Source organism: Synechococcus sp. PCC 7335 (assembly GCF_000155595.1).
Classification (GTDB): Bacteria; Cyanobacteriota; Cyanobacteriia; order Phormidesmidales; family Phormidesmidaceae; genus Phormidesmis.
Genome location: NZ_DS989904.1, coordinates 653579 through 664164, shown reverse-complemented (window position 1 = coordinate 664164; position 10586 = coordinate 653579). Strand labels below are relative to the sequence as shown.

The 10586-nt window shown below is 48.1% G+C and carries 12 protein-coding genes and 1 tRNA gene; 8 read left to right on the top strand and 5 right to left on the bottom strand.

Annotated elements, in window-relative coordinates; translation table 11 throughout:
- Positions 1-31 precede the first annotated feature (31 nt).
- Positions 32-367: a hypothetical protein gene (locus tag S7335_RS03060; RefSeq protein WP_006455564.1), complete on the bottom strand. Its 336-nt coding sequence runs from the start codon at positions 365-367 to the stop codon at positions 32-34.
- Positions 368-384: 17 nt separating this feature from the next.
- The gene (locus tag S7335_RS03055) at positions 385-741 is read right to left on the bottom strand and encodes a hypothetical protein (protein WP_038015525.1); all 357 of its coding nucleotides are present in this window, start codon (positions 739-741) and stop codon (positions 385-387) included.
- A gap of 275 nt (positions 742-1016) precedes the next feature.
- On the opposite strand from S7335_RS03055, the gene S7335_RS03045 reads away from it, so the two are divergent.
- The 5 genes from S7335_RS03045 (at position 1017) to S7335_RS03025 (ending at position 4797) form a co-directional block, all read left to right on the top strand.
- Complete coding sequence (locus S7335_RS03045; protein WP_038016890.1) at positions 1017-1691, top strand: amino acid ABC transporter permease; 675 nt, start codon at positions 1017-1019, stop codon at positions 1689-1691.
- Between the two features lie 89 nt (positions 1692-1780).
- A complete protein-coding gene (locus S7335_RS03040; RefSeq protein ID WP_006453598.1) occupies positions 1781-2431 on the top strand; it encodes an amino acid ABC transporter permease in 651 nt (216 codons plus the stop codon).
- An 82-nt stretch (positions 2432-2513) separates the two neighbouring features.
- Positions 2514-3413, top strand: coding sequence for a transporter substrate-binding domain-containing protein (locus S7335_RS03035; RefSeq protein ID WP_006454801.1), 900 nt, complete (start codon positions 2514-2516; stop codon positions 3411-3413).
- Positions 3414-3545: 132 nt separating this feature from the next.
- The gene (locus S7335_RS03030; RefSeq protein ID WP_006454349.1) at positions 3546-4334 is read left to right on the top strand and encodes an amino acid ABC transporter ATP-binding protein; all 789 of its coding nucleotides are present in this window, start codon (positions 3546-3548) and stop codon (positions 4332-4334) included.
- Between the two features lie 172 nt (positions 4335-4506).
- Positions 4507-4797: a hypothetical protein gene (locus tag S7335_RS03025; protein ID WP_050765758.1), complete on the top strand. Its 291-nt coding sequence runs from the start codon at positions 4507-4509 to the stop codon at positions 4795-4797.
- A gap of 57 nt (positions 4798-4854) precedes the next feature.
- On the opposite strand, the gene S7335_RS03020 is transcribed toward S7335_RS03025, so the two are convergent.
- A complete protein-coding gene (locus S7335_RS03020) occupies positions 4855-6309 on the bottom strand; it encodes a lipopolysaccharide assembly protein LapB (protein ID WP_083785034.1) in 1455 nt (484 codons plus the stop codon).
- Positions 6310-6423: 114 nt separating this feature from the next.
- Here S7335_RS03020 and hemC point away from each other — a divergent pair, with 114 nt between their 5' ends.
- From hemC to glgA, 3 genes are all read left to right on the top strand, one after another.
- Positions 6424-7383 carry a hydroxymethylbilane synthase gene (gene hemC / locus S7335_RS03015; RefSeq protein ID WP_006456789.1) on the top strand — a complete coding sequence of 320 codons (960 nt, stop codon included), beginning with the start codon at positions 6424-6426 and terminating at the stop codon, positions 7381-7383.
- A 109-nt stretch (positions 7384-7492) separates the two neighbouring features.
- A complete protein-coding gene (locus tag S7335_RS03010; protein ID WP_006457639.1) occupies positions 7493-7921 on the top strand; it encodes an HPF/RaiA family ribosome-associated protein in 429 nt (142 codons plus the stop codon).
- 128 nt (positions 7922-8049) lie between these two features.
- Positions 8050-9471: a glycogen synthase GlgA gene (glgA, locus tag S7335_RS03005; RefSeq protein WP_006455169.1), complete on the top strand. Its 1422-nt coding sequence runs from the start codon at positions 8050-8052 to the stop codon at positions 9469-9471.
- Between the two features lie 22 nt (positions 9472-9493).
- Here glgA and S7335_RS03000 read toward each other — a convergent pair.
- Positions 9494-9567 (bottom strand) — tRNA-Asp (locus tag S7335_RS03000).
- A gap of 250 nt (positions 9568-9817) precedes the next feature.
- The gene (locus tag S7335_RS02995; protein WP_038015521.1) at positions 9818-10555 is read right to left on the bottom strand and encodes a manganese catalase family protein; all 738 of its coding nucleotides are present in this window, start codon (positions 10553-10555) and stop codon (positions 9818-9820) included.
- Between the last annotated feature and the right edge of the window lie 31 nt (positions 10556-10586).

The following is a 10586-nucleotide window of genomic DNA, read 5'->3' as shown; positions in this document are numbered from 1 at the left end:
AGCTAATGACCGAATTTCGATGGTCCCAGAGCTATGTGCTGTCTCTGTCGATTAGCCAATCCCACGCCCGCTCGAAAAGTGGTTCCCCTATGCCCACGACAATGGCCAAAAAGAAAAGAAATTGCCTCATTGATTGCGGAGCCGTCTCGGTATCGTAGAGTCCTAGAACAAAGGCTCCTGCACCGAATGTGATCGCTTGGATCGCACCGCGACTAAGTGAGCGAATGATAAGTTCGCTTTGACTGACCGCCGCTTCTTCGTTCCACCATATGAGCGCAACCTGGGTGTAACCGCTGAGTAATCCACTGAAAAGACCAGCTGCTATACCAAAGAGAACTGTTTTATCGGCTGCGGTGAAATATTCCATCGGCGACTCAGTAGAATTTACGGCTGGTTGCTGTCGTCAGAGACGGTTTGGCGCTGAGCTAAAGCGACTCTAATTTGGCTACTGATGGGTGTGACAACACTGAGGAAGATGGCGGTTTTGAAGAAGAAGGGAACAATGCCTTCGGGAGCTATATTGAGCGATCGCACAGGCTCCCAGTTCGCAATCAAAGCACCCCCTAAGCTGAACAGCGCTGCTAAACTAAGCGTACTGAAAGCGAATTTGCGGATGGTAAGCGTCCATCCTAGCCATTCTTTGTTGATTAGATAGTCCAAGCTGACTTCTTGTATTGTAATCAAGAAACCACTGATAAATCCGAGTGCCGTGACTATCAGAAGGGACTGTGTGATTGGCATTGGTATCTACCTAGAATGCTTAGGTTAGAGGGCTTGAGCTAGCGTGCTTAAAAAAGTCACAGCTGTAAAAAAGCATACATCTACAGACGGAACTTTATCTAGCAACCAAACCAAGTTACTGACGAGTCAAAATAGTTTTATTGATAGCGCGCTAAGCCTAAAGATTCTTGTCGAAATCTCTTTGGTAGTATCAACCAGCACAAACTTGGACCAATCCGTCTTCTAGCTTGTTTACAAGTCAGCTGCTCGCTAGCTCAGCAGAATCGGACAAGCTTATGCATTATTCGTTTGATTTCTCGGTCATCTGGGATAACTTTGGCGTCTTGATAGCAGGGGCGTGGCTAACGCTAAGACTATCGCTACTGGCCGTGGCATTTGGTCTAGTGATCGGTATCATAGGGTCTTTGTTTAGAACGTCTGGTAACCGCTTGCTCAATGGTATTGCCCTGGCCTATGTAGAGATTATTCGCAATACGCCTTATTTAATTCAGCTCTTTTTTATCTTCTTTGGTTTGCCAGCGCTGGGGCTAAAGCTCTCGGCAGAACAAGCGGCGATTGTTTCTTTAGCCATCAACTTTGGTGCCTATTCGACGGAGATCGTCAGAGCGGGCGTAGAAAGCATCCCAAAAGGACAAGTCGAAGCAGGTCTGGCCATTGGCTTCAATAAGCTAGATGTGTTTCGTCATATTGTGATTCCGCCTGCCCTTGCCAACATCTACTCTTCGCTAGTGGGGCAGGTCATTCTAGCAGTTTTGTTTACTAGCGTGGTTTCTCAAATCGCGGCTGAAGATCTCACCTATGCCGGCAACTATCTAGATGCTAGAACATTTCGTAGCTTTGAAATTTATTTCACCTTAGCGATTCTCTATCTTGCAATTGTTTGGATTGTCAAAGCGCTAGCCTATGTCATAGAAGCTCGCTTTTTCGAGTTTGCTAAGTATAGGCAGTAGCCGTCGTAGACGGAGAGCAGAGTATCTAAAATCTAACTTTACTTGTAAAAATCTATTTCCCTAACAACCAACTATTAAGGAAGGTAGCCATGGATGAGTTTACGCTATCTCGTATTTTTATCAATCTCGTGATAGCTACTAAGTGGACAATTATTCTATCCCTGATTGCATTTGTTGGTGGCGGACTAGTCGGCGCTTTGATCACACTGATGCGGATCTCTTCTAACAAGCTGCTGAGTCGAATTAGCTGGCTATATATTGAATTTTTTCAAGGAACGCCTTTACTCCTACAGCTATTTCTAGCCTTCTTCGGTTTCTCGGTTGTCACTGGCATCAACCTCTCACCGCTAGTCGCCGCAGCCATAGCACTCACCGCTTACACCAGCGCCTTTCTAGGTGACATTTGGCGTGGCTCTATTCAAGCTGTACCCAGAGGTCAGTGGCAAGCAGCCTCTGCGATTGGCTTTGGCTATTTCGATCAGTTGCGGCTAATCATCTTGCCGCAGGCGGTGCGATTGGCGATCGCGCCTACTGTCGGTTTCTTGGTTCAGGTAATCAAAGGCACCTCACTCGCCTCTATTATCGGCTTTACCGAACTCTCTCGGGCGGCCTCTTTAATCAACAACGTCACCTTACAATCGCTGCTTATTTTCGGCTTAGCTGGGTTAATTTACTTTGCCCTTTGCTATCCGCTTTCGACCTGGAGCCAGCGGCTAGAGAAGAAGCTGGCCTATAAGTAGACGTCCGAGCACTTTAATTGGCCAAAATTAATCAGCCAAAAACCTAGAAAGAACAACAGCTAGGAGAAACCCGGAGATAGAGATGGTATTAGAACTGCTAAGTGCGATGTTTTCAAAATGGCAGAAGTTTGTTGCATTCTGCCTCTTTAGCTTTTTTCTGACCGTCAGTATTGCTGCATGCGGTGGTGAACCGACTTCAGTGGGTTCAAAAGCTCAGATTACGCCTGAAGATATTGCTCGGCTTCCGGTCGAAGCCACCTTAGAACAGATTCGAGAATCCGGCCAGGTTAAAGTCGCGGTGCCTTCGGATTTTCCACCCTTTGGATTTGTGAACACTTCTATGGAGCCGATCGGCTATGACATTGATATGGCCAAAGAAATTGCCAAGGGATTGAATGCTGAGCTGGAGATTATCCCTGTCGTCGGTGGCTATCGGATTCCATTTCTCCAAACTGACCGGGTAGACATGATTATCTCTAGCCTAGGAAAAAACGACGAACGCGATTTGATTATTGATTTCTCTGAACCCTACGCACCATTCTTTTCTGCAATCTACGGTGGGCCAACCGCAGATATCTCTACTATCGAGGATCTCTCAGGGCGATCAATTGGAGTGGCACAAGGGTCGTTAGAAGATCTAGAAATCTCTAGTCTGACCGAGGATATCAGCAATGTGGATATCAAGCGATATGCCAACAACAGCTTGACTGCCTCAGCGCTGGTGTCTGGTCAGGTGGATGCGATCGCTACTGGAAACGTCGTAGCAGCCAAGCTCATTCGCGATAATCCTGGCAGCGAAATTACTAGCAAGTTCATCTTGAAAGATTCTCCCTGCTATGTCGGTGTTAGAGAAGGCGATACCGAATTTGTTGACGAAATCAACGAAATTATCGCGTTTACCAAACGCTCAGGGCGACTCAACGAAATGTCAAAAGAGTGGTTTGGCGAGCCGCTACCTGAGGCGATCGCTCAAACGGCCTGAGTCCAAACTATACGAGATTCCAAAAGATATCCAAGGTCGAACGATGTACCGGTTCAACAACCGAATTGACAAAACGAGCTGACGGTATCTTTTCTGCTACTCCAAGCCATCTATTACAACAGGAGCCCCACAATGACAAGCCTACAGCCCGGTTTGAACAGCGCAAGCACAGCCACCTTAGAAAGGTCGCCGATTATCGTCGCCAAGGACGTTGAAAAAACCTATGACAACGGCTTCAACGTTCTAAAGGGCGTGAGCCTAACGGTTCATAAAGGAGAAGTGGTCGTACTGATGGGGCCGTCTGGCTCAGGTAAATCCACCTTTATTCGGACATTCAATGGCCTAGAGCCCTATCAAAAAGGCAGCATTGAGATCGATGGCACGCCGATCTCTCATGGCAAGAAAGGAATTGAGCTGGTTCGCCGCGAAGTCGGTATGGTCTTTCAACAGTTCAATCTATTTCCGCATCTCACGATTCTCAAAAACATCACTATCGGACCCATAAAGCTGCGCGGCTTGTCCAAAGCTGACGCTGAGCGAGATGCGATGGAACTGCTAGAAAGAGTAGGTATTGGCCGCCAGGCTGAAAAATATCCAGGTCAGCTTTCTGGCGGTCAGCAGCAGCGAGTGGCGATCGCCAGAGCCCTAGCGATGAAGCCCAAAGTGATGCTATTCGACGAGCCAACGTCTGCGCTCGATCCTGAGATGGTGCGCGAGGTGCTAGACGTGATGAGATCGCTCGCAGAATCTGGCATGACAATGGTGTGCGTCACTCACGAAGTTGGGTTTGCTCGCGAAGTTGCCGACCGTATCATCTTCTTAACAGAAGGCAAGCTCATTGCCGATACTACCCCCGATCAATTTTTCAACAACCCCGAAGAAGAGCGGCTAAAGATTTTCCTCTCCCAAATACTGCATTAGAGTTACTGTGTTAGGAATGCTGCATTAGAGATTGGGTTTCTTCGCCAGGAGTTTTCGTGCCGCTCCAGACATAACATTAAACCTTCTCATATGAAGGGTGAGAACTAGTTTTGGTATCCAATTTGACAACTTTTTACACTGTATTTAGTCGTCAAAATAAGGAACCGAACAAATGAAAACTGCCGCTGCTCCCGCCTTCCAACTTAATCAGGCCTACTGGCCCCTACGTCGTACTTCGTACACATCAAATCAAGGCCAATCAAATCTCTGGCGCCAGCTGAAAAATCTGTTCAGCACCCTCCTCGCCCAGATGGAAGGAACTGCTGGCCCGCGAGTATGGGTCACTAGAGATGCTGCTGGCCAAACGCTGTGGAACGCCTACGATAGTGCATCTGGAAGAACTATCCACCAAGTGTCAGAGACAGAGCTAAGAGTTTGGTTAGAGAGTCGCTATCAGTTTTGATTCTTAGGTGAAGTGAGTCTCAATAGACTAGGTTTAGTCTCTTGCAGGATAAGCTGACTAACGCTCAGTAGAATCAAGCTTTGAAGAATCAAGTTCTGAAAGCTCTTGGCTAACCCCTTCTATCTGCTCTGTAAAATAATCCACTCGTAGATCTAGTCTGTCGGCGAAAACTAGACCCTGCTGAAAGCTTTTAAGGGCTTCGGATAGCTGACCCCGCTCTCTGTAGATTTGTCCTAGGTTGTCGTAAGCGTTCATCATGCCGTAGTCGTTGTAGGCTTGGCGCTCGACTAAGATCAGCAACTCATAGGAGAGCAGGGCTTCCTCTAGATTATCGACAGCTCTATAGAGCTTGCCAAGTTCGCGCAAGGCTTTTGCCGAAAAGCTGTACTGCCCTAACTTTTGGGCAGTAACGTAGGCAGAACGATAGTATGTAATTGCGTTGTTGGGCTGGTTTATCGCCTGGTAGTTTTGGGCGATCACAACTAACAGATTAGGGAGTTTCTCTTCTTCGCCTAGCGCTAAGTACCTATCCAACAAGTCGGTTTGCGATCGCAGTGCGTTCGATAAAGACTCCGCCTGCTGATAGCTATATGCAAGCCTCTCAAGATAAAAGATCTCTCTATCCGTTTTGCCCTCTGCTCTTGCTTCAGCCAGCAGATCCAAATAGACATCCGCTGCATCCGCAAACTTAAACCATTCTAGATTCAGCTCCGCTAGTGCGATCTGCTGGGAGGTAGTCGTTTGCCCCTCCGCTTTGTCTAATGCAATGAGCTGCTGATACACGCCCACTGCCGAATCGATGTCTCTTAGCGTAATAAAAATCTCCGCTAGCGAGCTCAGCGCTATCTTATCCGCAGACAGTACGCCAGTGATTGGCGAATCTTCTGGGCTACCTAAATCCACACCTCCAAAGGTAGGCTCAAACTCAACGCCTAAGTCGGTCTGTGCGGCATTCCAAATCTCTCGGGCTCTTAGCGTCAATAGCTGTATAGCCACCGGACGCTGTCTTTGCCATGCTAGCGCTGCTACACGCTCAAGGGCTTCTAGTTCCGCTTCTAAGCCAAACAGTCGTCTTAGCTTGACCTCTCGCAGTAATAGATCAAAAGCTGGATCGAGATCCAGTTGGGTATTTCCAGCTTGCAGCAAGGCATTAGCCTGGCGCTGAAGCTCTTCTAGATCGGCCGCCAGCGTTCTTAGTTCTAGCGGGCTAAGAGATCTCTCGACGACTAAAACCGGTAGCAGCGGGTCGCGTGGCTCATCTAGAGGATCTGCTAGAAAATCCTGTCTTGCTTGAGGATCAAGCTGCTGCGCCTGCGCGACTAGAGTCCCTAACCCTATGGCAATTACTTTTGATCCTATTGTTTTTGACTCCCTATCCGATTGACTACGATATCTACCTGCTATACCGCCCAGCAGCAGGTTGTTGAGGGGCACACATAACCAAACGATGCTTGATAGCACGCCGAGAATTACAGCCCTCTGTATTCGTTCTGTTTGTAAGGGAGTGTTCACAGTTGTTTATAGAACTTTATGCTTTAGCAATAGCGCGCGCTCTAATTGGGATATTCTGGTGATCTTGCGCCAAAAAGCCGCAGCCAAGTCACCATAGCAAACGCCCGCTTTAGTATGTCTTCTAATGTTGCCACTCGGACCATCCGGATCGGTTCTCGCAAAAGCCAGCTAGCCCTGGTTCAAACCCACTGGGTCCAAGCTGAGCTTAGCAAAGCGTTTCCAGATATCACCTTTGAGGTGAGCACAATGGAAACTCAAGGCGACAAAATTCTAGACGTTGCCCTCTCTAAGATTGGCGATAAAGGTTTATTTACCCAAGAGCTAGAAGACGATATGCTCAGCCACAGAGTTGACTTTGCAGTGCATTCGCTCAAGGATTTACCAACGCAATTGCCAGAAGGATTGATGTTGGGATGCGTGACTGAGCGCGAAGATCCAGCAGATGCTTTGGTGGTACACGAAAAGCACAAAGATAAGCAGCTCGATACGCTACCAGAAGGTGCGGTAATTGGTACGTCTTCTTTACGCCGTCTAGCCCAATTGCGTCATCATTTTCCGCATTTCCAGTTCAAAGACATTCGCGGTAATGTCAATACCCGTCTGCGTAAGCTCGATGAAGGTGAGTACGATGCAATTGTGCTAGCAGCGGCTGGGCTCAATCGATTGGATATGAGCGATCGCATTCATCAACTCCTACCTGCCGAGATTTCTCTGCATGCAGTTGGCCAGGGTGCACTTGGAATTGAGTGCCGTAGCGGTGATGAGGATATCTTGACAGTCATCAAAGCGCTAGAGCATTTGCCGACTGCCCAGCGCTGCTACGCTGAACGTGCCTTCCTAAGAGAGTTAGAAGGCGGCTGTCAGGTGCCAATCGGCGTGAATACCCGCATCGAAGGTGACACGTTGACCTTAGTCGGCATTGTGGCTAGCCTAGATGGACAGCAGCTCATCAAAGATACTGTGCAAGGTGCGCCTGCGGATGCGGAAAGTATGGGTAAAGAACTAGCAGAGCGTTTGCGTGAGCAGGGTGCACAGAAGATTTTAGATGTCATCAACGCAGAGAATCGGTCGTAAGTTAAGCTTCGAGTAGCCTTAACTCGACCTATGGGGGATGCTTTGTAGAAGGCGATCGCCCAAATTAATAAGACTGTAAGCCAACCGTTTTATCCAAACTATTTTATCTATGAGAGTTCCTCCCGAAATTTCCTACCGAGGCGTCAATAAAACTGAGGCTTTAGAAACCCTAGTTGCCGAAAAGATTGCCAAGCTAGAAAAGTTTTACAGAGAAATTAGCAGCTGCCATCTGGCGATCGAGAAAGTTCATGATCACCCTAATAGCGGCTCTCCCTACCGGGTTCGGCTTGATATCACAGTGCCCGAAGATCGAGAAGTCGTTGTCGATAAGAGCCCTGATAAAGGTGTGCAATACCAGCCGCTAGAAGCGATCATCCGTGACACCTTCGACATTGCTAACCGTCAGCTCAAAGAACTGAACGAGCAGCAGCACAACCACATGAAAACCCATATCCCTGGAGAGCGAGAGATCCTTCTAGATGAGCTAGAAGAAGAAGTCGCTATTAAAGCACCTCCGGCTGATACTACTGTCGAATAAAGCCACTAACAAAATCGTTTGAGCTACCACCAAGCCAACAGCTAGCCTCTTAACTCTTTTTATAGATTGGATCACCTCACTATAAACTTGAGATGAGAGGCAGTGATCTATATAAATAAGGCTTGGATATGAAAATTTTGTTTGTGGCCGCCGAAGCCGCACCGCTTGCCAAAGTGGGCGGGATGGGTGATGTCGTCGGAACATTACCCAAAATCTTGCGGGCGATGGGCCACGATGTTCGCGTTTTTATGCCTTACTACGGGGGGGTATCTAGCCAAGTTGACGTGCCCGCTGAGCCAATTTGGTGGGGCTATGCCATGTTCAACTCGTTTGCGATATACGAGAGTAAGCTGCCTGATAGCGACGTGCCGCTCTACTTGTTTGGTCATCCTTGCTTCGATCCTGAAAACGTCTACGGCGGTGATGACGAAGGCTGGCGGTTCACTTTCTTTTCTAATGGTGCGGCTGAATTTGCCTGGAACCATTGGAAGCCCAACATTATTCACTGTCATGACTGGCATACCGGGATGATTCCAGTCTGGATGCACGATACTTCTGATATCGGCACCGTTTTTACAATTCACAACCTGGCCTACCAAGGACCTTGGCGCTGGTGGTTAGAGCAAAACGCCTGGTGCCCTTGGTATATGCAGGGTCACAACGTAATGGCCGCAGCTCTACAGTTTGCTGATCGCGTCAATACGGTCTCGCCTACCTACGCCCAGCAGATTCAAACACCTGAGTATGGCGAAGAGTTAGAGGGACTGCTTTCTTTTATCAGCGGACGGTTAAGCGGCATTGTCAATGGCATTGATCTAGATTCCTTTGATCCTTCAAAAGATAAAAAGATTGACCATCCCTATAGCGTAAAGACGCTAGATGTGCGCGATAAGAACAAAGCGGTCGTACAAAAAGAGATGGGGGTAGAAGTCAACCCGGACAAGTTTTTGATTGGGATGGTCAGTCGTCTGGTAGAGCAAAAGGGGATTGACCTGATCTTGCAGACGATGGACCGCTTTTTAGCCTACTCAAACGCTCAGTTTGTGCTGTTGGGCACAGGCGATCGCTATTACGAGACTCAGCTTTGGGAATTAGCCGCTCGCTACCCAAATCGGGCCTCTGCTTATCTGATGTATAGCGATGCCCTAGGTCGCAAAATTTATGCTGGCTGCGATGCATTTCTAATGCCGTCTAGGTTCGAGCCCTGCGGTATTAGCCAGATGATTGCAATGCGCTATGGCTGTATCCCGATTGTTCGTCGAACTGGCGGGCTAGTAGATACAGTTAGTCACAACGATCCGATCAACGAAGCCGGGACCGGCTACTGCTTTGACCGCTACGAGGCGCTAGATCTTTTCACCTCTATGGTTAGAGCATCAGAAGCCTACCGATTCAAACCACAGTGGAAAGCGCTACAGCAGCGGGCAATGGAAACAAGCTTTAGCTGGGAGAAGTCGGCCGTAGAGTACATTAAGCTGTATAGCGACGTAATGAACTTGCCCCACGAGACTCAGCTCCCGCCAAAACACGGCGGTACACTAGAAATGTAAGTGATATATTCAGTGTCGTAAACGGGCCTGACGGGATTCGAACCCGCAACTTCCGCCGTGACAGGGCGGTGCTCTAACCAATTGAACTACAGGCCCTCAGCAGGGAAAAGGCTTTCCTCTCTCAGGCGATCTCCATTGTGCGGAGTTGAGGCCGCTTTGTCAAACGAATTCCCAAACGATTTTAATCCCTTCACCTGAAAGCACAAAGAAAGCCCAGAGCGATCACCTGGGCTTGATAATCCATTGTGACTACCTTTTGCTTTGTGCAAGGGCAAATGGAACTCATGCTTGAAGTAGAGTGGCTAATGTATCTCTACGCGCCGCTTCTCTACGTACCGCTAGCTGACTAGTTTTTAACAACCTCTTTCATGTCGTCGCTACTGGCTTTTTCCATTGGATTCTCAATGTATCGGAAGTTCTCGTCAGAGTTCCAAGGTCCTCGATGATCCGTGCCATCCTCGCCTTCAGTAGATAAATTGTAGTAGATGTCTACTGTCTCGTCGGGCTGCACATTTCCAAAGAAAGGATCGTCTAGTTTACCCAACGAATCCAGTGCCTTCATGAACATCTTCGTATGAGAAATCTCACGGGTCAGCAAATGTACCAAGGTATCTTTGGTACCAGCATCAGGGGCAATCTTAATTAGCGACTCGTAGGTTTGACGAGCGCCCGCTTCAGCGCCAATGTTAGCGCGTAAATCACGAACAACATTCCCGCCTTCGTTTAGATAGGTCGCTGTCCAAGCCGAACCCTGTGAATCCAAGAAGTGAGGACCAATGCCTCTTACTGCGAACAAGCTACTGTTAAAGGCCGCTTCTTGGCCAGCTTGCTTTGCGTTTTTCGTATGGACTTCGATCAATTTGCCCACCATTTCCAAATGGCTAAATTCTTCGATTGCAATGTCTTGTAGCATGTCTTTAATGCCTTTATTCTCGACATGAAAAGACTGTACCCAGTACTGCAAGGCGGCAGTTAGTTCACCTGTTGCACCGCCAAATTGTTCTAATAAAAGCTGAGCAAACATAGGGTCGGGCTCATCTACCTTCACCTCTTTCGCAATCAACTCTTTTTTGTGAAAAAACATAGTTTAAATCCCTAATAATCCATAGGCAGTC